The organism is Fontibacillus phaseoli (genome assembly GCF_003337355.1).
GTDB classification, from domain to species: Bacteria; Bacillota; Bacilli; order Paenibacillales; family Paenibacillaceae; genus Fontibacillus; species Fontibacillus phaseoli.
Genome location: NZ_QPJW01000001.1, coordinates 789,227 through 810,766, shown reverse-complemented (window position 1 = coordinate 810,766; position 21,540 = coordinate 789,227). Strand labels below are relative to the sequence as shown.

24 protein-coding genes and 1 riboswitch are annotated in these 21,540 nt (G+C 50.5%); of the genes, 1 reads left to right on the top strand and 23 read right to left on the bottom strand.

What is annotated here, in order from left to right:
• Positions 1-113 precede the first annotated feature (113 nt).
• From DFP94_RS04000 to ribD, 12 genes are all read right to left on the bottom strand, one after another.
• The gene (locus DFP94_RS04000; protein WP_114495128.1) at positions 114-878 is read right to left on the bottom strand and encodes a pseudouridine synthase; all 765 of its coding nucleotides are present in this window, start codon (positions 876-878) and stop codon (positions 114-116) included.
• A gap of 72 nt (positions 879-950) precedes the next feature.
• Complete coding sequence (locus DFP94_RS03995) at positions 951-1,484, bottom strand: spore maturation protein (RefSeq protein ID WP_114495127.1); 534 nt, start codon at positions 1,482-1,484, stop codon at positions 951-953.
• 7 nt (positions 1,485-1,491) lie between these two features.
• Positions 1,492-2,124 carry a nucleoside recognition domain-containing protein gene (locus DFP94_RS03990; RefSeq protein ID WP_114495126.1) on the bottom strand — a complete coding sequence of 211 codons (633 nt, stop codon included), beginning with the start codon at positions 2,122-2,124 and terminating at the stop codon, positions 1,492-1,494.
• A gap of 37 nt (positions 2,125-2,161) precedes the next feature.
• Complete coding sequence (locus DFP94_RS03985) at positions 2,162-3,343, bottom strand: D-alanyl-D-alanine carboxypeptidase family protein (protein WP_181873051.1); 1,182 nt, start codon at positions 3,341-3,343, stop codon at positions 2,162-2,164.
• A 152-nt stretch (positions 3,344-3,495) separates the two neighbouring features.
• Positions 3,496-3,984, bottom strand: a complete 489-nt coding sequence (ytfJ, locus tag DFP94_RS03980) for a GerW family sporulation protein (protein ID WP_114495124.1) — start codon at positions 3,982-3,984, stop codon at positions 3,496-3,498.
• Positions 3,957-4,652, bottom strand: coding sequence for a DUF2953 domain-containing protein (locus DFP94_RS03975; protein ID WP_114495123.1), 696 nt, complete (start codon positions 4,650-4,652; stop codon positions 3,957-3,959). The genes ytfJ and DFP94_RS03975 overlap by 28 nt, the downstream gene beginning before the upstream one ends.
• Before the next feature lie 233 nt (positions 4,653-4,885).
• Positions 4,886-5,503, bottom strand: a complete 618-nt coding sequence (scpB, locus tag DFP94_RS03970; protein WP_114495122.1) for an SMC-Scp complex subunit ScpB — start codon at positions 5,501-5,503, stop codon at positions 4,886-4,888.
• Positions 5,472-6,287 carry a segregation and condensation protein A gene (locus DFP94_RS03965; RefSeq protein ID WP_114495121.1) on the bottom strand — a complete coding sequence of 272 codons (816 nt, stop codon included), beginning with the start codon at positions 6,285-6,287 and terminating at the stop codon, positions 5,472-5,474. Before DFP94_RS03965 ends, scpB begins: the two co-directional genes overlap by 32 nt.
• A gap of 66 nt (positions 6,288-6,353) precedes the next feature.
• Entirely contained in the window at positions 6,354-6,821 is a 468-nt protein-coding gene (gene ribH / locus DFP94_RS03960) for a 6,7-dimethyl-8-ribityllumazine synthase (RefSeq protein WP_114495762.1), read from the bottom strand.
• 38 nt (positions 6,822-6,859) lie between these two features.
• A complete protein-coding gene (locus DFP94_RS03955) occupies positions 6,860-8,098 on the bottom strand; it encodes a bifunctional 3,4-dihydroxy-2-butanone-4-phosphate synthase/GTP cyclohydrolase II (RefSeq protein WP_114495120.1) in 1,239 nt (412 codons plus the stop codon).
• Positions 8,099-8,123: 25 nt separating this feature from the next.
• Complete coding sequence (gene ribE, locus DFP94_RS03950; protein ID WP_114495119.1) at positions 8,124-8,801, bottom strand: riboflavin synthase; 678 nt, start codon at positions 8,799-8,801, stop codon at positions 8,124-8,126.
• A gap of 13 nt (positions 8,802-8,814) precedes the next feature.
• Positions 8,815-9,927, bottom strand: a complete 1,113-nt coding sequence (gene ribD, locus DFP94_RS03945) for a bifunctional diaminohydroxyphosphoribosylaminopyrimidine deaminase/5-amino-6-(5-phosphoribosylamino)uracil reductase RibD (RefSeq protein ID WP_425459238.1) — start codon at positions 9,925-9,927, stop codon at positions 8,815-8,817.
• A gap of 301 nt (positions 9,928-10,228) precedes the next feature.
• A riboswitch (FMN riboswitch) is annotated at positions 10,229-10,430 on the bottom strand.
• Positions 10,431-10,598: 168 nt separating this feature from the next.
• On the opposite strand from ribD, the gene tlp reads away from it, so the two are divergent.
• The gene (gene tlp, locus DFP94_RS03940) at positions 10,599-10,823 is read left to right on the top strand and encodes a small acid-soluble spore protein Tlp (protein WP_114495117.1); all 225 of its coding nucleotides are present in this window, start codon (positions 10,599-10,601) and stop codon (positions 10,821-10,823) included.
• A gap of 331 nt (positions 10,824-11,154) precedes the next feature.
• On the opposite strand, the gene DFP94_RS03935 is transcribed toward tlp, so the two are convergent.
• The 11 genes from DFP94_RS03935 to DFP94_RS03885 form a co-directional block, all read right to left on the bottom strand.
• Entirely contained in the window at positions 11,155-11,592 is a 438-nt protein-coding gene (locus DFP94_RS03935) for a peptidylprolyl isomerase (protein ID WP_114495116.1), read from the bottom strand.
• Positions 11,593-11,760: 168 nt separating this feature from the next.
• On the bottom strand, positions 11,761-13,092 hold the full coding sequence (gene lysA, locus DFP94_RS03930) for a diaminopimelate decarboxylase (RefSeq protein WP_114495115.1): 1,332 nt from the start codon (positions 13,090-13,092) through the stop codon (positions 11,761-11,763).
• 110 nt (positions 13,093-13,202) lie between these two features.
• On the bottom strand, positions 13,203-14,849 hold the full coding sequence (locus tag DFP94_RS03925) for a spore germination protein (protein WP_114495114.1): 1,647 nt from the start codon (positions 14,847-14,849) through the stop codon (positions 13,203-13,205).
• Between the two features lie 24 nt (positions 14,850-14,873).
• Positions 14,874-15,299, bottom strand: a complete 426-nt coding sequence (locus DFP94_RS03920) for a stage V sporulation protein AB (RefSeq protein WP_114495113.1) — start codon at positions 15,297-15,299, stop codon at positions 14,874-14,876.
• The gene (locus tag DFP94_RS03915) at positions 15,296-15,943 is read right to left on the bottom strand and encodes a stage V sporulation protein AA (RefSeq protein WP_114495761.1); all 648 of its coding nucleotides are present in this window, start codon (positions 15,941-15,943) and stop codon (positions 15,296-15,298) included. Before DFP94_RS03915 ends, DFP94_RS03920 begins: the two co-directional genes overlap by 4 nt.
• A 191-nt stretch (positions 15,944-16,134) precedes the next feature.
• On the bottom strand, positions 16,135-16,842 hold the full coding sequence (deoD, locus tag DFP94_RS03910; protein ID WP_114495112.1) for a purine-nucleoside phosphorylase: 708 nt from the start codon (positions 16,840-16,842) through the stop codon (positions 16,135-16,137).
• A 172-nt stretch (positions 16,843-17,014) separates the two neighbouring features.
• Positions 17,015-17,770: an RNA polymerase sporulation sigma factor SigF gene (gene sigF / locus DFP94_RS03905; protein ID WP_114495111.1), complete on the bottom strand. Its 756-nt coding sequence runs from the start codon at positions 17,768-17,770 to the stop codon at positions 17,015-17,017.
• 12 nt (positions 17,771-17,782) lie between these two features.
• Entirely contained in the window at positions 17,783-18,235 is a 453-nt protein-coding gene (gene spoIIAB / locus DFP94_RS03900; protein WP_114495110.1) for an anti-sigma F factor, read from the bottom strand.
• Positions 18,232-18,585 carry an anti-sigma F factor antagonist gene (gene spoIIAA, locus DFP94_RS03895; RefSeq protein WP_114495109.1) on the bottom strand — a complete coding sequence of 118 codons (354 nt, stop codon included), beginning with the start codon at positions 18,583-18,585 and terminating at the stop codon, positions 18,232-18,234. Before spoIIAA ends, spoIIAB begins: the two co-directional genes overlap by 4 nt.
• A gap of 89 nt (positions 18,586-18,674) precedes the next feature.
• Positions 18,675-19,871 carry a D-alanyl-D-alanine carboxypeptidase family protein gene (locus tag DFP94_RS03890; protein WP_181873049.1) on the bottom strand — a complete coding sequence of 399 codons (1,197 nt, stop codon included), beginning with the start codon at positions 19,869-19,871 and terminating at the stop codon, positions 18,675-18,677.
• 319 nt (positions 19,872-20,190) lie between these two features.
• The gene (locus DFP94_RS03885) at positions 20,191-21,522 is read right to left on the bottom strand and encodes a pyrimidine-nucleoside phosphorylase (protein WP_114495107.1); all 1,332 of its coding nucleotides are present in this window, start codon (positions 21,520-21,522) and stop codon (positions 20,191-20,193) included.
• Positions 21,523-21,540 lie beyond the last annotated feature (18 nt).

Here is a 21,540-nt window from a genome sequence, read left to right as displayed (position 1 = left end):
CCATAGCATAAAAGATAGCTTATAAACAATCAACCCTTTTTTCAAAAAAATGTAACCCTTCCGTCCACAAAAAAATGAGGCACGGAATCTGTCTCATTCCATGCCCCTCTTTCCTATTTCAATCTGTCTGCCGGCGAATTTCCGGATTTGTTGCCCGCGCTTTTGGCTTGTTTGATCAGCCCTTCAACCTCTTCCTTGGTCAGATGGCGATACAGGCCTCTTTTCAGGTTACCAAGATAAAGATCCCCGAAAGAAATACGCTTCAGTTTGGTAACTGGATGCTGAATCGCATCAAACATTCTCCGCACCTGCCGGTTTCTTCCTTCATAAATCGTGATGGAAATGGTCGAATGCTTCTGTTCCGGATCGATATCATTGTATTCCACTTCCGCAGGGGCCGTCATACCATCCTCGAGCATGACCCCTTTCTTCAGCTTGTCCAGTTCGGTCCCATGCGGAACGCCCTTCACCGTAGCATGGTACGTTTTGGAAACGTGATGCTTCGGATGGGTAAGCAAATGGGCGAAATCTCCATCATTGGTCAGCAACAGCAAACCTTCGGTATCATAATCCAGGCGCCCTACCGGGTAGAGCCGCTCGGTAATGCCCTTCAAATAATCGGTGACGATTTTACGGCCTTGAGGATCAGATGCACTTGTAATAACGCCTTTAGGTTTGTTAAATACGATGTACATTTTTTTTTCAACGCCAATAGTCTTCCCGTTGACGGTTATGACGTCTACAGCCGGATCCGCCTTGGTACCCAGGGTAGTCACGGTCTCCCCGTTTACCTGCACCTTTCCGCCGAGAATCAGTTCCTCACATTTGCGGCGCGATGCTACCCCGGCCCCCGCTAATATTTTTTGCAATCTTTCCATGTTTATAAGTCACCTCATACACATGATACCCATAGGGGATGAAAATCACAATAGCGTGTGTATCTGATCGAACTACCCAAACAAGAGCAGACATACGGCAATCGCGGCAATAAACCCGACAATATCGGAGAAAAGCCCAACTTTTAAAGCGTATCTGCCATTTCTGATCCCGACAGCTCCAAAGTATACGGTCAGCACATACAGCGTTGTATCCGTGCTGCCCTGAATCGTGGAAGCAATACGTCCGATCATCGAATCGGGACCGTACGTTTTTATCAGATCGGTCGTAAAAGCCAGCGAGCCGGTACCCGTTAACGGCCTTAAAAATCCTAGAGGGAGTATCTCTGACGGAACCTGTAGCTTCGTCAAAAAAGGAGACATCCAGCCTACAAAAAATTCTAACGCCCCCGAGGCGCGAAATACGCTGATCGCTACCATCATACCGACTAAATTCGGGATAATGCCGATGGCCGTATTAAACCCGTCCTTCGCCCCGTCAACGAAAGATTCATAAACCGGGACTTTTTTCAGATGCGCATATAAAGGTATGAAAGCAATCATTACAGGCACGGCCCAGGCGGACAAAATATTGATCCAGTTCAGCAAGAAGGTCTCACCTCTTCAGCGATAGTGTAGACGCAGACGGGGGAATAAGCGGAGGTTGTTTCCAGGCATAGCGCCTTCTGTACCACCGATCCGCCAATATCGCGGCCAATGTGGCGATTGCGGTTGCCAGTAAGGTCGAGCCAACAATTTCCGCAGGATTCGCAGAATGAAAATTAAGACGGATCGCGATCAGCGTCGTTGGAATCAGGGTGATACTTGCGGTATTTAGTGCCAGAAGGGTACACATTGCCGGCGAGGCTGTCTCCTTGTCGGGATTCAGTTCCTGCAACTGCTGCATGGCCCGTATGCCCATCGGCGTGGCGGCATTTCCGAGTCCGAGCAAGTTAGCGCTCATGTTCGACAAAATAAAACCCATTGCCGGATGGTCTTTGGGAACATCGGGAAACAGGTATGAGACCACGGGACCGAGAAGTTTTGAAATGGCTCTGACCAGCCCGGCATCCTCAGCCAGCTTCATGATTCCCAACCAAAAAACAAGAACGCTGATCAATCCCAGACAAACCGTTACGCCGGTCGCCGCCCCTTCAAAGGCCGCCTGAGTCACGATATTGATGTCCCCTTTGATCGCAGCGAAAATAAATCCTATCAGGATCAGTGCCAGCCAAATCTTATTGACCATCCCTTCCCCCCCTATTCCTCAATGGCGTACTCCAGCCTTAGCCTGCAAACAGGAGCGCTCTCAGCACCGCGCCCAACGAGCCTGACCAAGTAAACCGCTTATTCATTGCTCGGGTTCCGGCAGATGCCGCCTCCTCCGTTCCGAAGCTCGGTTTTGCCGGCGAAGTTTGCCGTTCCTGCCTTTTATCATACACGGGAACGGAACCGATCCTGCTGTTCCCGATCGAAATGTCGATTTCCCCCCGGTATCCAAAGGAATCGATTCCCCCTTTTTTTAGCGCCAGTCTGATCTCCACATCCTCTTTCTCCTGCTCGGAGAGAGGATAACTGAAACTCGTGCCCGTCTTTAGATCGTTCTGAACCGGCTGCCCTTCCTCGACTAATGTTTTAAGCGGATATTGCGAAAAGCCGAAGTCAAGCAGCTTGCGGTGATCATTCCAGTCATCTCCGTCGTTGATCGTTACGGCAACCAACTGTTGACCGTTTCTCGTCGCCGAGCTGACAAGGCAGCGCCTGGCTGTTTTGGTGTACCCGGTCTTTACTCCATCCGCTCCTTCATAAAACCGGAGCATTTTGTTCTTGTTGTCCCAGCGGTAATCCCACGGGTCATTCGGATTCGGCGCCTTTCTGGATGGCGTGCGCACAATTTCCTTGAATAGCGGATTGTGAAGCGCATAGGCGGTAAGCTTGGCCAAATCATTGGCGGAAGAATAATGCCCCTTGGCGTCCAGCCCGTGCGGGTTTTGAAATGCGGTATGCTCGAGACCGAGCAGCTTCACTTTTTCATTCATCAGATGGACGAAACCTTGTTCCGAACCTCCGACATATTCCGCAATGGCGGTCGCCGCATCATTTCCTGACCGGAGCATCAGGCCGTACAACATATTTTCAAGGCTCATCTCCTCGCCGAGATGAAGATAAATCGATGAGCCTTCTTTTCCGAACGCATTACGGCTAACTTTCACTTTCTCATCGGTCTTCCCGTGTTCGATGGCAACGATAGCGGTCATAATTTTCGTTAAGCTTGCAATCGGCAGCTCTTCGTCCCCGTGGGAACTATATAGAATCCGGCCCGATGTAACATCGATCAGCGCTGCAGCTTGCGCATGGGTCGACGGCGGTTCCGGCGCCGCTTCCTTCGCTCCTGTCGTTATAGGTAACGCCAGCAACAGGCTAAGCGTCAACAATCCTACAGTTCTTATCTTGGCTGTAATTCTCATCATCTTCTTCCTCCGACTCTCGCTAGTGCGAACTAGTAAATACTATATGCTCCCGGTCACGGGAGTATGTCCAAGCTCCATTCAAAAAACCAACCCCCATTTGTAATATGTCAAAAAAAGACCCTTCCGGGGTTCCGGAAGGGAACGGCTTTTTAAACATAGGTCTGGGTAGTAGCTCCCGGGGGAATAACCGCTTCCGGATGGATCGGTGACCCTGAACTTTCAGCAGGATGTTCTTCACCGTTAGCGGGGATCATCGACTGGATTTTATCGATCACCATCGGAACGGAATCGATAATTTTTTCCATCAGATGGGTTTGATTATCCAATGGTACGATATGAACTCCCTGCTTACCCACCACCAGGAAAGCGATCGGATTGATCGAAACGCCGCCGCCGCTGCCGCCGCCAAACGGTCTTGACTTGCCTGCCTCGGACGATGTTCCGCTTTTCTCCGATTTATCATCAATGTTGAAGTCGCTACCTCCGGCCGCAAATCCGAAGCCGACGCGGCTGATCGGGAGAATCACACTGCCATCCGGCGTTTCGACCGGTTCGCCTACGATCGTATTCACGTCGACCATGTCCTTGATGTTTTCCATTGCCGTTTTCATTAGCCCTTGAATAGGATGCTCAACCACTTTTTCACTCCTCCTTTCACTTTTAACACGCGAACTATGAGTACCAGTCCAGCATATATAGCATATCCGCAGCGAATTTCAGCTATGCAGTTCAGTTCCGTGGAAAATAACGGAGGACTTCCGAACACGGGAACGACAAATAACTTAGGACGCTGACGCAGGGAGATATGATAGGAAAGCCACCCGATTAGCGTTGTCTTTAATCCCCATAATGCCCCGGTAAGCGTAGCCGTATGCGCAGCGTCCGTAAGTCCAATGTTCGTCGACCACTCCAAACTAAGAAAAGACACTCGGCGAAGCGTCGCTTTTGCCCATTTTTTCAGCCCGGCAGTAGCCTGTAATATATTACGAAATTGGTCCGCCCAGTGATTTACTTTGTCCTTATCAATTTCCTGTTGCTCGGCTGATGTGTGCGTTTTGAGAAAATTATCGACACGATCGTTCTCGACCCACAAACCCTTATGAAGATTGTCCAGCCCGAGCGCGGGAATACGATAATGAAACGTAAACAGCCCAAATAATAGCGATACATCGATCAAAATCATTTCATCCTTATTTTCCTTTTTGGCCTTTAATTCAATTCTGATTTTGGAAAACAAAATCAACAACAGTATCAACAAGAGTATCAGCAACAACAGGACCAGGATAACTCCGAGCCAAATCCACACGGGAGCGCCCTCCATGCTATTTTCAGATGACAAGCTCTAAATAGTATGGCATGGTCCCCTTTAAATAATTCCAAGTTTGGCATTTCGTATTTCTTCAGTTCGGGAGAGTGTGCATGAGCAGGAAATTACTGAATTATGAATGCAAAAAAACCACCCTCAAAGGGTGGCTGCTTATGATCCAATTGCACAAATTTATGCTTTAATTTAATGCGGCCGATTATTTCAGCCTAAAGTCATTCTTCCCGTTCTGTCTTGCCCACATCATCAAAGGTGAGTTGCTGCTCCTCCAGTTTCTGAAACAACAACTGCGTCTCTTCCTCCAGATGCTCCGCGTTTTCGAAATGAGCTAAATCCGGCAAGTCCTTCAGATGGGCCAAACCGAAATAGTCCAGAAATGCTTTGGTCGTTCCGTATAGTATAGGGCGGCCGATCGCCTCTGCCCGGCCAACTTCTTCAATGAGATCCTTGTTGACCAGCGTATGAATCGCCCGTTCCGATTTAACCCCGCGAATCTCTTCCACCTCAATGCGGGTAATCGGCTGCCGGTAAGCGATAATGGAAAGTGTCTCGAGTGCTGCTTGGGACAAGGTGGAACGGGAAGGCGAATAGGCCAGCTTCTCGAAATAAGGGGCATGCTGCGGTAGTGTTGCAAGCTGGTAATTCCCTGCAATTTGAACAATTTGCAGCCCTCGTCCCTCCCGTTCGAAAGAGTTCTTCATGTCGAGCAGCGCATCGGTAATTAAATCTTGTCTCTGCTCGGTTACTTCCGCCAGCTGCTTCGGGCTGATTCCCTCCTCCCCCGCGAGGAACAGCAATCCCTCAATAATCGATTTCAATTCCTGATATTTCATCTGCCTTTCCTTCCCCTCTCCACTCCATGACGATATCATCGAACAACTTGTTCTGATAACATACGATTTGTTTCATTTTCATCAATTCCAGCACCGCGAGGAACGTGACAACAATTTCATGCCGGTACATTTCCTGATGCAGCAGTTTGGAAAATAGCAGTCTGCCTCCCTTGCCGACGCGTTCTAACGCGGAGACAACTTCCCTGATCCGGTCCTTGACCGAAATTTCATCCCGATGAATGCGGGCCACCGCGTTTCGCTTGACCGCTTTCCGGATCGCCTTCTGAAATACCGCGATCAAGTCCGCGGCATGCAATCCTTTGACCGGATTTTCTTCTATCACGGGCAAATAAGGCGTTAAATCCTCAGGCTCCTTGGAAAAAATCAGGCTGCGCTCCCATTCGCGCTCATGAAGATGCTCGGCAATCCCTTTATATTTGCGATATTCGATCAGTTGACGGATCAACTCATCTCTCGGATCTACATCTTCCTCCATCAAATAATCGAAATCATCGTCGAACTCGATCACTGGCGGTTTGGGCAACAGTTGCTTGCTCTTCATCGACAGCAAGGTAGCCGCCATGACGAGAAACTCGCTGGTCACTTCCAGTTCAAGCTCTTGCATATTGTGCAAATATTCAAGGTACTGGTCCGTAATTTCACTGATCGATATTTGGTGAATGTCGATCTCCGCCTTATCGATCAAATGCAGAAGAAGATCCAGCGGTCCTTCGAACGTTTCCAGCTTGTATAATACGGTCGTCAATGAACATCCTCCACCCATTGCAAAACATAGCAAAAAAAGAAAAATGCAGTACCCGAAAAAGAAGGGTACTACATTAAATAAGCACTATTTTAACTGATTCGTCAAGTTCGCCATTTCAATCGCCGCCATGGCGGCGTCCCAGCCTTTGTTCCCGGCTTTGGTTCCGGCACGTTCGATCGCCTGTTCAATATTTTCGGTCGTCACTACGCCGAAGATCGTCGGAACCCCGGTTTTCAGGCCGATGGCGGCAACTCCCTTAGCAACTTCGTTGCAGACATAATCATAATGCGATGTGGAGCCGCGAATGACGGTCCCGAGCGTAATAACCGCGTCATATTTTCCGCTCTCCGCCAGCTTTTGGGCTGCGAAAGGAATTTCGAATGCGCCTGGCACCCAAGCCACGCTGACCTCTTCATCCTGGACCCCGTGACGCTTCAGCGCGTCCAGAGCACCGCCAAGCAGCTTGCTCGTAATAAATTCATTGAACCGACCTACGACGATCGCATACTTTAACCCGCTCGATACTAAATTACCTTCAAATACATTCATCATATGAATTCCGTCCTTTCGGGAATAGAAATTTGGTTTTTTCAAACTTCGGAAGACTCGTTTTGTTCCATGTCGTCGAACTTTAACAAATGACCCAATTTTGCCTGCTTCGTATGCAAATAATTACTATTGTCCACATTCTCCTTCATTTGAAGCGGAACACGCTCCACAACTTCCAGGCCATAGCCTTCCAGGCCTTTAATTTTGCGCGGATTGTTGGTTAGCAGCCGGATTTTCCGAACGCCCAGGTCTTTCAAAATTTGCGCCCCGATGCCGTAGTCGCGCAGGTCGGCCGGAAAGCCGAGTTTCAGGTTGGCGTCCACGGTGTCCAGCCCCTGCTCCTGGAGTTTATAGGCCTTCAGCTTGTTGACCAGGCCTATACCGCGGCCTTCCTGACGCATATATAGGAGAACCCCGCGGCCTTCCTGTTCGATCTGCCGCAAAGCCGCTTCAAACTGAGGACCGCAGTCGCAACGGTGCGAATGGAATACGTCTCCGGTGAGACATTCCGAATGAACGCGCACCAGCACCGGCTCGTCTCCGCCGATCTCGCCTTTGACAAGGGCAACATGCTCTTTGGCATCGACGTCATTGGTGTAAGCTACGGTCCGGAATTCGCCGTAATCTGTCGGCATGCGGACCTCGACTTCCCGGTTGACCAGCTTTTCTTTTTCATTACGGTAATGAATCAGGTCTTTAATGCTGATCAGCTTCAAATCAAACCTCTTGGCGATCTCCACCAAATCGGGCAGTCTAGCCATCGTTCCGTCTTCTTTAATGACCTCGCAGATGACGCCGGCCGGATAGGCCCCGCACATCCGGGCAAGATCCACCGCGGCTTCCGTATGGCCCGCCCGCCGCAACACTCCGCCTTTTTTGGCGATCAGCGGAAACATGTGGCCCGGCCGGCGGAAATGAGTCGGCTTTGCCTCCGGATCCATGATCCCCCGGACGGTCAAAGACCGTTCATAGGCGGAAATACCCGTCGTGGTGTCCTTATGATCGATGGAAACGGTAAATGCCGTCCCATGAAAATCGGTATTCTGTGCAACCATCGGCTGCAACTCCAGTTCCTCGGCCCGTTCCTGCGTAATCGGCAGGCAGACCAAGCCGCGTCCCTGGGTAATCATAAAATTGATGACCTCCGGTGTGGCTTTCTCTGCCAAGGCGATGAAATCCCCTTCGTTCTCCCGATCCTCGTCATCGACAACAATGATCACTTTACCGCGCATTAATTCATAAATCGCTTCTTCAACGCGGTCCAACTGGATGTCGTTCATGATAATCCCCTCCAAATCATTAACATTAAGCAAAGCCGTGCTTCGAAAGAAATTCTAGGTCCAGGCTGCTTTCGTTCCCGACCCGATCACTCTGCATGCCGTTCCGAGCGGATCCGTAATTCAACAAATGCTCCACATACTTGCCAAGCACATCGCATTCGATATTCACCGTATCCCCCGGTCGTTTAAAGGCCAGAACGGTTTCCGCGAGCGTATGGGGGATGATGGAGACGGAAAATCGTCCTTCCACAACCTTAACGACCGTTAAGCTAATGCCGTCCAAAGTGATCGACCCCTGGGGGATAATATATTTAAGCATCGATGGCTTCGCCGGTTCGATCTCATAAACGACCGCGTTCTGATCATGACTCGTATGCAGAATCGTACCGATCCCGTCTACATGGCCTTGCACGATATGACCGCCAAACCGTCCACCGGCAGCCATGGCCCGCTCCAAATTAACCCTGCTGCCCTGTTTTAGGTTCAGCAGGTTCGTATGGCGGTAGGTTTGCGGCATGACATCCACGGTAAAAGAGGATTTATCGAAGGAAATCACCGTAAGACAAACCCCGTTGACGGCGATACTGTCCCCTAGCTTTATCCCGTCCGTAACAACCCGGGCCGAAATGCCGAGCAACATCGCCTCTCCTTGGCGACCGACCGACTTCATCGTGCCGATTTCCTCCACAAGCCCTGTGAACATAAGCTTCCCTCCTTTACTCGGCGCTATTTGTATCTTGAATTCCGGCGCCGTTGTCCGGCCAAACCGGAGTGCCTTTAATACATACATTGTCACCAATTTGCTCCACTTCGAGACCGGATAGAGTCACAGCGTCCGCCATCCGCTCATAACCTTCAAACCTAAAGCTGCCCGGCGCATGAAGGCCGCCAATCAGCTTCGGCGCGAGGAACATCACGACCTCATCGGCCAATTGCCGCTCAAGCAGCGAGCCGTTTAATCTTCCGCCGCCCTCCACCAAAATGGAAGAAATTTCGCGCTCCCCCAGTTGAGTCATGGCCAGCTTCAAGTCTACACTTGGACCATCGCCACAAATCAGCACTTCGATTCCGCGTTCTCTTAAAGCGTCCGCTTTGTCACGGTCCGCCTCAGACGTAGACAGTAACAGTGTCGGGGCCAAACCATCGTTAAGCACTTTGCTGTTCAGGGGAATCCGCAGCGTCGAATCGGCAATGATACGCACCGGTGACAATCCCGGGACCGAAAGCCGGGTCGTCAATTGCGGATCATCCGCCAGAATCGTGCCGACTCCGACCATAATCCCCTGGTGCCGGTGACGCATCGTATGTACGATGTCGCGCGCGGCAGCATTCGAAATCCACTTGCTGTCCCCGGTTCTCGAAGCGATCTTTCCATCCAGCGTGCTTGCCGTTTTGATGGTGACGTAAGGCAACCCGGTCGTAATATACTTGATGAACATCTTGTTCAGGCGAATCGCCCGGTCCCGGAGAATGCCGGTAACCACTTCGATGCCTTTTTCCCGCAACATGCGAATCCCCCGGCCTGCAACCAGCGGATTCGGATCATCGCAGGCGATGACAACCCTGCTTACCTTTTCTCGGATCAACCGTTCGGAGCAAGGCGGCGTCATTCCATAATGGCTGCAGGGTTCCAAGGTGACGTAAACGGTACTTCCTTCCGCTTGCGCTCCGGCCATATTAAGTGCATGAACCTCGGCATGCGGTGTTCCGCGTTTCAAGTGGCTTCCCAAACCAACGATAGCACCATCCTTAACCACTACCGCTCCAACCACCGGATTGATGCCGGTTTGTCCTTGAGCGCGTTCCGCCATCTGAAGCGCAAGATCCATATAGTATTCATCATCGATATTATGCAAATCTCTCCCCCTCTGCCGTGGAATAACACAAAAACCCTGCCGGAGCATTCCGGCAGGGTATATGAGAGTAGATTTAAGACAATAAGATAAGCAAGCATACGAAAAAAGAATGTGTCAAAACAAGACTATGACAAATCACGCCGTCTGCTATCCCCAAAAAAGCATCCATTTCACCTATCATGATTATGTTGTGAAAAGAAACACTTAATCGGATTGCTTACTCATGTTGAACACTTGTTGAAGAATCTGCTGAATTCTTCCACCCTGTGTTCTGCGTCTCCTTCTCCCATCCAGACTATACTGTCGGTCCCGGAATCACACCGGCTCAGCCATATACGACACTAATAGCGTATATGGGTCACGGACTCATGCTTGCCCCGGTTCAATGCATTTTGGCATTAGCCAAAATGCAATTCCATAAACCGAAACTCGCCATCACCGTCGGTAAGGAATTTCACCTAACCCCGAAGGAATGCTATTCAATTAATAAGACCTTGCAAAACGAATGTTATCATTAACCCCCCTAAAAATCAAGGACATTACCATCCCGCCAGTCACAGAATAAAAAAGGGGATCCTGAGCGAAAATAACCTCGAAACCGTTCAAATTGATCCACAAAATCATCAACCGGGAGGAATTTATTCGTGGCAAAACCAGACGACCGCTCCGATAACGTTGAAAAATTGCAGCAAAGCATTCAAAATACGATCCGCAATTTCCGGGAAGGCCAAGATTATTTGAGCGAGCATGCCGATGAAATTTCGGGAGAAGAGAAGCACCAGGTTGAAGAGAAGAACGCCAGACGTTTGAACAGCATCCGCGGCTTCCGCGAAGAAGTCAAGGACGAGGCGTCAGAGCAACAGCCGTAGATGTCTTTTTGAATGGAAGAAGGTCGAGCAGAGAGAACGGAAGTTCCTTCTCTACTCGACTTTTTTGTTTATTTCTGCCGCAGGGTTAAGCGACCACATGCAATTAGCTGCAATTCCAATAGCTGCAATTCCTACAGCTAATTTGGCACTGCAAGCTTCTTTTTGCAGTTTACCTGTAGAATCTACAGGTAATTTCAACCTTTTCGCCGATGTCAGAAGATAGTGCCGAAATTAGCTGGAAGTTTTCATTTAATTCTTCACAAAGTGCTGAAAATAAAAAAATAACTGAATATAATCCAGTTATTTTCCTAATTTCATCCGAAGCTGTCAATTAAGCTTCGTCCCAAACGCTGACTTCTTTCATTTTGTCGCCAGGGCGAACCTGATCTACAAGATCCATGCCGGAAGTCACTTTGCCGAATACCGTGTGAACCCCGTTCAAGTGCGGCTGAGCTTCATACACGATGAAGAACTGGCTGCCACCGGTGTCTTTGCCGGCATGAGCCATGGACAATACGCCGCGCTCATGTTTCGATGTGTTCGTTTCGGTTTCGCATTTGATCGTGTAGCCGGGTCCACCCGTTCCATTTCCGATCGGACAGCCGCCTTGAGCTACAAAACCCGGAATGACGCGGTGAAATGTCAGGCCGTTATAGTAACCGGAATTTGCCAGTTTCTCAAAATTTGCTACTGTTCCAGGCGCTTCCTCAGGCAGAAACTCGATTTCCACTTCTCCGCCTTTTTCCAAAACGATTTTCCCTTTTTTCATATGTGGTCACTTCCTTCTTCAATATACGATCAAACTTAAGACAAACCTATTCCAGTTTACTATGAAATGCCTCCGGTAGCAAAATTAACGGCATAAAAACAGCATCTTCCGAACACAGGCTAACGCCCGGACCGGAAGATGCTATAAATTTGTCCCGCTAAACGGCAATTACTTAAACGACGGCTGCTTAGCAATCCGTTCCGGAATGACGTCGCATGCCGTAATATCTTGCAGCGACTCCCGTTTGACGACCAGGTCGCTCTGTCCGTTTTGGACGAACACGACCGCCGGCCGGCGGATCCTGTTGTAGTTGCTGGCCATGGCATAGTTGTAAGCCCCCGTGCAGGCAACGGCGAGCAAATCGCCGGATTTGACTTGCGGCAGCTCCAAATCCCAGATCAGCATATCGCCGCTTTCGCAGCATTTCCCCGCGATGGACACCGTTTCTTCCGCAGTGTCACGACCACGGTTGGCGAGCATAGCTTCATACTTGGATTCGTACAATGCCGGACGAGGATTATCCGTCATCCCGCCATCCACGGAGACATATTTACGCACGCCGGGAATATCTTTGCTCGTGCCTACTGTATAGAGCGTAGTACCGGCATCACCAACGATGCTGCGGCCCGGCTCCACCCAAATTTCCGGAAGTTGCGGATATGCGCCGGCGAAGGAGGATTTTACCGCATCCGTAATCGCCTTAACATAATCGGATACTTTCAACGGCGTATCTTCCGCCGTATAACGAATTCCGAAGCCGCCGCCCAAATTGATGACTTTGAAGATGACATTTAGCTTATCTTTCACATGAAGCGCAAATTGTGCGACCCGCTCCACGGCCAATTGGAAGCCTTCCACTTCGAAAATTTGCGAGCCGATATGGGAATGCAGGCCGAGCAAGCGAAGATTCTGGCTGCGGGAAGCAAGCTCCACGGCGTCAAAAGCAGAACCGTTGCCGATGTCGAAGCCGAACTTCGAATCCGTTTGCCCCGTTGAAATATACTCATGCGTATGAGCTTCAACGCCAGGGGTTACGCGGAGCAAAATATTAACCTTAAGGCCTTTTTCCGCGGCAAGTGCTTGCAGCATATGCATTTCAACGAAATTGTCAACGACGAAGCAGCCGATATTGGCCTGGATCGCCATTTCAAGTTCTTCAGGTGTCTTGTTATTCCCGTGAAAATGGATTCGATGCGCAGGGAACCCTGCTTCAAGGGCTGTAAACAATTCCCCTTCGGACACGACATCAAGGGACAGTCCTTCTTCCTCGGCCAGCCGGCACATCGCCATCACGCAGAACGCCTTGCTTGCGTAAGCGACCTGAAATTGCAATCCCGACGCCCGGAACGCTTCCATGTATTCACGGCATCTTTGCCGGATAAGCGCTTCATCCATAATATACAGCGGAGTGCCGTATGTTTCTTTCAATTCAACTGTATCGCATCCGCCAATTTCAAGATGGCCTTTAGGATTGATTTTGCTGGTACCGTGTAAATACATCTATGCAGTCCTCCACTTTCAATTTTCCACCAGTATAGCAAACAACGAGTGAACTGAAAAATGGATTTTTTTGAATATCATTTGTGTTTTTTACAGGACATGCTTAAAATCTACTTCTTACCTGGCATCCGGGTATTGTCTCTCGCCTTGTTGAACGACGGTCTTTGCTTGGAAGTCAGCACCGGTACCCGGATCAGAATTCCTGCCATCGCCTTTGCATTAAACGGTATGAAAGGCCATAAATAAGACGAGTTATACGAACGCTGCAGACTGAGGAAGATGATAAATGCCGTGATTCCTCCCACCAGGCCCGGAGCACCGAAAATGGCGACCACGATGAGCATGACCAGCCTGACTACCCGGTTGGCAAGTCCCAGCTCATAGCTGGGTGTCGCAAACATGCCTATCGCGGCGACAGCCATGTACAACACAACCTCATTGACGAACAACCCGGTTTGAACCGCAATATCCCCTATGAGGATCGCCGCGATCAGGCCCATGGCGGACGCTAACGGGGTCGGAGTATGCACCGCAGCCATCCGCATTAAATCAACCCCGAATTCCACTAACAGAAATTGGACAATAATCGGGATCTTGGCCATTTTTTGCGGTCCTATGAAATCAAGGGCGGCAGGTTTCAGTTCGGGATGGATGACCATCAGCATCCAAATGGGAAGCAGAAACAGGGAAGCGAAGATCCCGAAAAATCGCACCCACCGCAAATATGTGCCCATGAACGGAGTCTGCCTGTTTTCCTCCGCATGCTGGCATAAATCGAAGAACGTCGTAGGCAGGATCATTACGCTGGGCGAGGTATCGACAAAAATGACAACCCTGCCTTCCATCAGATGAGAGGCGACCACATCGGGACGTTCCGAGTAACGGACAAGCGGGTAAGGATTCCAGCCTTTCTTCACGATCGCTTCCTCAAGCTGCTTGTCGGCCAGAGGAATACCGTCGAGCTCGACCGCGTTAATCTTTTCTCTTACCGAGTCAACTAGGACTTTATCAACGATATCGTCTATATAAGAAATACAAACATCGGTTTGGGAACGCCGGCCCACCTTCATCACTTCGAACTTGACGCCGGGATCGCGAAGACGTCTGCGGACGAGGGTCACATTCGTAAGAAGCGTTTCGGTAAATCCGTCCCTGGAGCCGCGGACCACCCGTTCCAGCGAAGGTTCCTCCGGGCTGCGGACCGGGTAGGACCTCGTGTCCATGATAATCGCCGTCTGCTCCCCCTCGATAAACAGGACGCTCATACCGACGAGCACATTGTTTATCGCCGAACTGAGATGTTCCGTTTTCTCTACTTGTATATGAGGAATGTAGAGGTCAAAAAATGAACGAAGGGCACCTGATGACAAATCATCCGGGGTTAGATAGGTCAATCTTTTGATGATTTCCTGCATAATCGTATCTTTGGCAAATCCGTTAATAAAAAAGAGGCCGCTTCTTTTTCCCCCGAAGGTCATCTCCCGGAAAACGATGTCAAACCCCTGCCCAAGCCCGACTACTTCCTCCAGCGTCCGTTTTGTCGTACTCAGGCTACGGCTGATCTTGTCGGTTTTCTGCCAATACTCAATCGACTCTTTGACGGAATCGGATCTCTCCGATTCTACCTTGCGGCGGTGCGCATCTTCCGCTCCCCCCTGATCTTCCTGCCAGGAAAACTCGCCGGTACCCGGCATAAATTCCGGTATATCCTGCGAATGACCTTCCTGTCCACTTCCTCCCCGTTCCTGATTCATCATCGCTGGCAACCCTCCTTGACTGTATTAACGCCTATATACAAACCATTCAAACAACGAACCCGCTACCTTACCGAAAACCATAGCGAGAAGAAAACCGAACAAATATTTTTGCATATGCAATCTTTTCGCCAATATAGGCAGCACATTCAGTACTTCCGTGAGCGCCGCTGCCAGCATGCCGACAAATACCCCGTTAAATAAGCCGACCACCCCGGTGCCAATCCATGGACCATGAATGTCCCAGTTCCAAAAATCCGCAACGGTACCGAGAAAAGAGCCGCTTACCATCGCTCCCTCATACCAATGAACCTTGTCATAGGATCTCGTGATCTGGGCCAGACGAGGAATCATGTCCAGTACGATATATAAGGCAATCACCCCGCCTCCGACGGCGATGCCTCCCGACAAACCAAGAAAAAGAGAGAGAATCGCGGAAATGGAAGGGCTCAAGGATGTTTCTCCTTTCCGAAAACTTCGGCTTTGCGCATTTTCTCGTATTCCTCGGCGACGACATATTGATTCAAGTTTTCCTGGTACAAGTACATTTCAACTTCCAGCGGGGTAGGCTCTTCATTCCACTTCTTCTTGAACAAATGATTAAAAAAAATGATCATCCCGAAACCGATGCCTATGGAATAAGCGCCTTGAAACAAATAAGGATGATCATCTTTCTTTCCGGTAAGCATTTCGACGATCCGAACCTGCACTGCAGGCATGCTGACATCAGCGTGAAAATTCATAATCGTCAGGCCTGCACCGAAAAACAGCAGCAGCCAAACGATAGCAAACAGAATCAAGGATGGTTTCTTTTCACTCGAAACCATCTCCACTAGTACATGCGGCTCCCCTAGCACTTCCACCCTGATCGAAGGATACTTCCGCCTTATGCAGGCAATAACAAGGAGCATGTCGATCACGATCAGATTGCCGTCGCTGTATTCCGGCCGGTCCAGTACGAGTCCCAAAAGCCCGGGTTCGAGCTCGGGTTCGGCCAGGATACGCGCAATATCCCCCAGCCTTACCGGCGATCCGATCGGGAGCTTTACCTGCTTGCGCAGGCGCAGATAAACGGGAGAGACCGTCCCCTTCTCCATCATGGACACCCCTTTACTGCCGTATTGCCCATAGTATGCCAAGCCCGCCTCCGATTTACTCCCCGGCTTCCGCGTTATGCAACAAAAAGAAAAGGCCGGGTAGGAGCTATTACTCCTTTACTCGACCTCATCGCATCTCATTAATTTTTACAGGATTATGGGCGAAGCTATAACACGGAATTCACCCTGCTTTACAGCGTCGCAGCCGTGTCCAACGCTACTTCCATCATCTGGTTGAAAGTAGTTTGGCGTTCTTCCGAGGTGGTTTCTTCTCCGGTCAATAAATGGTCGCTCACGGTCAGAATCGTCAGCGCGTTCACTCCGTATTTGGCGGCCAGCGTATACAGCGCCGTAGTTTCCATCTCCACCCCGAGCACCCCGTATTTCATCAGCAGTTGGGTAACGGACGTATCGTCCCTATAGAACATGTCCGAACTGAAAATGTTGCCGACATGCAGCTTCAAACCTTTTGCCACGCCGCGTTCATAAGCCGCCTTCAATAAGTGAAAGCTGGCGATCGGAGCAAAGTCGTAACCGCCGAACACATGGCGGTTCATGCTGGAGTCGGTGCAGGAGGCTTGAGCCAGAATCACGTCGCGTACATGGACATGTTCCTGCATCCCTCCGCAGGTGCCGACGCGAATCAGGTTTTTCACGCCATATTCCTTGATCAATTCATTCGCGTAAATCGAAATGGACGGGATGCCCATGCCGGAACCTTGAACGGAAATCCTTTTCCCTTGATAGGTACCCGTAAATCCAAGCATTCCGCGCACTTCGTTATAGCAGATTACGTCGCTCAAATACGTTTCGGCAATATATTTGGCCCGGAGCGGGTCTCCCGGCAAAAGGATCGTTTCCGCAATTTCGCCGGCTTTGGCTGCAATATGTACACTCATGATAAGAATCTCCTTCATAATCAGTTTTGATGGTCGAACATGTTTTTATTATATAAGATGTATCCATGCCCGTACATGAATACCTCAAAAAGCATCATGTTGCATAAAAATCCCCTCCGGTAAACCGCATTGTTCACACGGCCTACATAAAGGGGATCTTATCAACAACTATCTATTGCGCGATCTGGTCGCGAATGTTTTGCAATATTTTCTTTTCCAGCCTTGAGACTTGCACTTGGGAAATCCCCAGCCGGTTGGCCACCTCGGACTGCGTCTGATCGCGGTAATACCGCAAATAAACGATTAACCTCTCCCGTTCGGACAACCCGTCGATCGCCTCATGCAAAGCGAGTTTGTCAAACCAGCGCTCCTGGGACTCATCGGCGATTTGATCCATCAGCGTGATCGGATCTCCGTCATTCTCAAATACGGTCTCATGAATGGAAGCCGGCGGCTTGTTCGCCTCCTGGGCGAATACGACGTCTTCCGGCGTAACCCCCAATTCTTCGGCCACTTCCTTCACGGTCGGAAGCCGATTCAGCAGCTTGGATAGCTCATCCTTCTTTTTGCGTACTTTGTTGGCCATTTCCTTAAGCGAGCGGCTAACCTTTAGGGTCCCGTCGTCACGCAAAAAGCGCTGAATTTCCCCGATAATCATCGGAACGGCGTAGGTTGAAAATTTCACGTCATAACTGAGATCGAACTTATCAACCGATTTCAGGAGACCGATACAGCCAATCTGGAACAGGTCTTCAGGCTCGTAGCCCCGGTTCATAAACCGCTGTACGACCGACCAGACCAGCCGGATATTGCAATTCACAAGACGGTCCCTGGCAGCGGAGTCTCCGCTTTGGCTCAGCGCAATCAACCGTTTAACTTCGGTGTCGTCCAAATACTCTCTCGAGGCTTGCTTCACTTCGGCATCCATAGCTCCCAACCCCTAATTGTATAAAGCTTTCTTTGATACAATCCTCTTCTTCATCCGGATGGAAGTGCCTCCGCCCAGTTCGCTGGTCACGTCAAATTCATCCATAAAGTTCTCCATGATCGTAAAACCCATCCCGGACCGTTCCAACTCCGGCTTGGAGGTAAACAGCGGCTGTTTGGCTAGCTCTACATCTTCTATCCCTCGTCCCTTGTCTTCCACGATCAGGGTCACGATGTCCCCCTCGATCGCCGCGGAAATCGTAACGACCCCTTCCGGATCCCCGTCATATCCATGAATAATGGAATTGGTAACCGCCTCGGAAACCACCGTCTTCAAATCCGTAATCTCATCCATAGTCGGATCTAGTTGGGAAACAAAAGCAGCGACGGTAACGCGGGCAAAAGATTCATTCTCCGATTTGGCGGCAAATTGCAGGGTCATGAAATTGCGTTCGGTCTGGTTCATAGGGCGACCTCCAGTTCCGACAGAGCGGTGCTCTCGTTTTCGTAGACGGACATGATTTTGAAGAGCCCAGACATCTCCAACAACCGGTATACCGGCGGATTCACGCCGCAAATGACCATTCGGCCGCCTTTTTGCTTGATCAGCTTGTATCTTCCCAAAATAACCCCGATGCCCGAGCTGTCCATAAACTGCAGAGACTCGAGACTCAGAACAAGGTGGCGGCAGGCGCCGCGGCCGATCTCACCATCGAGGGACATCCGGACTTCATCCGCCGTATGATGATCCAGTTCTCCTACTAAACGTACTACCAACGTTTCCCGGTGTCTTTCCATTTCCATTTGCAAATTCACGTCTGTTCACTCTCCTCCCTGACATGAACACAACAATTCTACAACCTAGCAATGGATTCCTTCTCAATGACAAAACTAGAAGAAAACCGCTAGGAATCTACAAAAAACAAATGAGACGTCGTGCGTTTAAACATCGTCCACCAACCGGCCTTCTTGATACTTGAAGCCGCCTTCAATTCGAACTCCGTCAGTGCCTGTCCGTTTTGGTATACTACCAGTTTGCCGATAATCTGCCCCTGTGCCACCGGTGCAGCCAGCTTCTCCGGTACTTCCAGCTTCTGCGTGATCGCTCCCGGCTCGGTTCCCTTTTTTACAAGCACGCTCATCGTTCTCGAAGCCGCCAGCTCCAGCCGGGATGCCTCTCCCTTGCGCACTTTGACCTTGCCGATCACTTCGCCCGCTTTGTAAATCGGATGCAAGGCGTATTGGGAGAACGCATAGTCGAACATGGCAGATACTTCATTGTTGCGTGTTTTCGTATTCGGCTCGCCCAGAACGACCGCAATGAGTCTAAGTCCATCCCGCTTGGCCGTTGCCGCCAAACAAAATTTCGCTTCTGACGTATATCCCGTTTTCAGACCGTCCGCACCGCTGTAAAACCGTACCAGCTTGTTCGTATTGACGAGCCAGAAAGGTTTCTCCGTCTCTTTACGCAAGTAGTCCTGATAGGACCCGGTATACTTGGTTATGCCTTCGTACTTCAGCAACTCCCGGCTCATCATGGCGATGTCGTGGGCAGAAGAGTAATGATTGTCTACCGGCAATCCGTTGCAATTGGAGAAATTCGTGTCTTTCAGGCCAAGTTCCCGGGCTCTGTCATTCATCATCTGTACAAAAGCCTTCTCCGTACCGGCGATTTTCTCGGCCAAGGCGACGGAAGCATCGTTGCCGGACGCCATCGCTACGCCCTTCAGCAGTTCATCTACCGTCATTTCTTCCCCGGGCTCCAAAAAGATTTGCGATCCCCCCATGGAGGATGCGTACTCGCTGGCCGTTACCTTGTCGCTCAACTTGAGCTTGCCCTTGTCGATCGCTTCCATCGTGAGCAGCATCGTCATGACCTTTGTAATACTTGCGGGCGGCAGCTTTTCATGACTCTTTTTCTCGTGAATCACCGTTCCCGTATCCGCGTCAATCAATATGGCGGAGAGGGCGTTTTCAGCCAGTGCCAGCTCGCTTGCCGCTGATTTTTCATGCGGTCCGCCGTGATTGGCAAAGCCTGTGACTGGCCATAGTGGCAGTGCCATAATCAGGGCGATAAACCCGGTTAACAACCGCTTTTTCAACATTAGTCCCCCTTTTGAACAAAAATCAGGATTCTGCTAACCTAGTATGGACGAATTCATGTAATAATATTCCTTTATCTCGTTCATAAGGCATGATCGGACAATCGGGCTGCATGTTGAACTTGAACTTCACTGTTTGATGGCCAGCCTTGGCTCCTGCGTTGTAATAAATCTAATCCAACAGCCAAGTTTTAAGCATAATGCTCTCTTTGGTTGTTTTTCAGTGAAGACTCTGCAAGCTGCCTCGGCAATAAAAAAAGCCGTGCAAGAAATGAACTCTTGCACCGCTTTTATAATTAATCGTTCGGATATCGTCTTACTAGAATCTCCGGACACCTTCAGGCGTCACGAGCGCGAACACCAGAGGTCTCCGCGGTACCTTGTCATCCGAGATCCCATAGGCTTCCCTCACTTTTCGGCTGGCTTCTTCAAGCCGGACCTCGTAAGAGGAATTCAAATGCAGCACGGCCAGCACTTCGCCAACCTCCACCGGGTCCCCGATTTTTTTGCGGAGCGTGAGGCCGGCCGCCAGGTCGATCACCGAATCTTTCGTTTCCCGGCCGGCTCCAAGCAGCATCGCCGCGATGCCGATTTCTTCGGCTTGAATCGACTCGACGAAACCGGCGGTCTCCGCCTTCACTTCAACGTGAAGCTCTGCTTGAGGCAGCAATTCGGCATTTTCGATCTGCGAAATATCGCCGCCCTGGGCTTCGACCATCATTTTCAGCCGATCCAGCGCCTCGCCGCTCTCCAGCTTTTGCTGTAGGATCGCCCGTGCCTCTTCTTCGCTTTCAGCCATACCGCCTAGAACGAGCATATGGGAAGCGAGAATCAGACAAACCTCCTCCAGATCTTTCGGTCCTTCTCCGCGTAAGGTCGCAATCGCTTCCTGGATTTCAAGCGCATTGCCGATCCCGTAGCCAAGCGGCTGATCCATATCGCTGATGACGGCAATCGTGCTGCGCCCGACCTGGGTACCGATATCGACCATGGCCTTGGCCAGCCGGATGGAATCGTCCAGCGTCTTCATGAACGCGCCGCTGCCGGTTTTAACGTCCAGCACGATGGCATCCGCCCCCGCGGCAATCTTCTTGCTCATGACCGAGCTCGCTATCAGCGGAATGGAATCCACTGTCGCGGTAACATCGCGCAAGCCGTACAATTTTTTGTCCGCCGGGGTCATATTTCCGCTTTGTCCAACAACGGCTAAACCGATCTCGTTTACTTGGCGGAAAAACTGTTCCTGTCCCAACTCGACGGAAAAACCGCGAATCGCTTCCAGCTTATCGATCGTTCCTCCGGTATGGCCAAGCCCCCGGCCGGACATTTTCGCTACGGGAACGCCGGCTGCCGCCACGAGCGGGCCGATGACGATGGTCGTTTTGTCCCCCACGCCGCCCGTAGAATGCTTATCCACCTTTACCCCGCGAATGGATGCAAGGTCGATCATATCGCCGGACGAGGCCATATGCAGCGTCAGGTCGGCCGTTTCCCGGGCACTCATCCCCTGATAATAAACGGCCATCGCCCAGGCCGCCATTTGATAGTCGGGGATTTCCCCTTCACTGTACCCTTTGATCAGATAACCGATTTCCTCGCCGGTCAGCTCCATACCGTCTCTTTTTTTGCGGATCAGATCTACAGCTCTCATCTTATTCTCACCTCCCAG

Coding starts and splice junctions, on each gene's coding strand:
- DFP94_RS04000 (WP_114495128.1), bottom strand. CDS start 878: ATGGAAAGATTGCAAAAAATATTAGCGGGGGCCGGGGTAGCATCGCGC.
- DFP94_RS03990 (WP_114495126.1), bottom strand. CDS start 2,124: ATGGTCAATAAGATTTGGCTGGCACTGATCCTGATAGGATTTATTTTC.
- DFP94_RS03985 (WP_181873051.1), bottom strand. CDS start 3,343: ATGAGAATTACAGCCAAGATAAGAACTGTAGGATTGTTGACGCTTAGC.
- scpB (WP_114495122.1), bottom strand. CDS start 5,503: ATGAAATATCAGGAATTGAAATCGATTATTGAGGGATTGCTGTTCCTC.
- DFP94_RS03965 (WP_114495121.1), bottom strand. CDS start 6,287: ATGGGTGGAGGATGTTCATTGACGACCGTATTATACAAGCTGGAAACG.
- ribH (WP_114495762.1), bottom strand. CDS start 6,821: ATGATGAATGTATTTGAAGGTAATTTAGTATCGAGCGGGTTAAAGTAT.
- DFP94_RS03955 (WP_114495120.1), bottom strand. CDS start 8,098: ATGAACGACATCCAGTTGGACCGCGTTGAAGAAGCGATTTATGAATTA.
- ribE (WP_114495119.1), bottom strand. CDS start 8,801: ATGTTCACAGGGCTTGTGGAGGAAATCGGCACGATGAAGTCGGTCGGT.
- ribD (WP_425459238.1), bottom strand. CDS start 9,927: ATGGATCTTGCGCTTCAGATGGCGGAACGCGCTCAAGGACAAACCGGC.
- DFP94_RS03935 (WP_114495116.1), bottom strand. CDS start 11,592: ATGAAAAAAGGGAAAATCGTTTTGGAAAAAGGCGGAGAAGTGGAAATC.
- lysA (WP_114495115.1), bottom strand. CDS start 13,092: ATGTATTTACACGGTACCAGCAAAATCAATCCTAAAGGCCATCTTGAA.
- DFP94_RS03925 (WP_114495114.1), bottom strand. CDS start 14,849: ATGATGAATCAGGAACGGGGAGGAAGTGGACAGGAAGGTCATTCGCAG.
- DFP94_RS03915 (WP_114495761.1), bottom strand. CDS start 15,943: ATGGAGAAGGGGACGGTCTCTCCCGTTTATCTGCGCCTGCGCAAGCAG.
- deoD (WP_114495112.1), bottom strand. CDS start 16,842: ATGAGTGTACATATTGCAGCCAAAGCCGGCGAAATTGCGGAAACGATC.
- sigF (WP_114495111.1), bottom strand. CDS start 17,770: ATGGATGCCGAAGTGAAGCAAGCCTCGAGAGAGTATTTGGACGACACC.
- spoIIAB (WP_114495110.1), bottom strand. CDS start 18,235: ATGAACCAGACCGAACGCAATTTCATGACCCTGCAATTTGCCGCCAAA.
- DFP94_RS03885 (WP_114495107.1), bottom strand. CDS start 21,522: ATGAGAGCTGTAGATCTGATCCGCAAAAAAAGAGACGGTATGGAGCTG.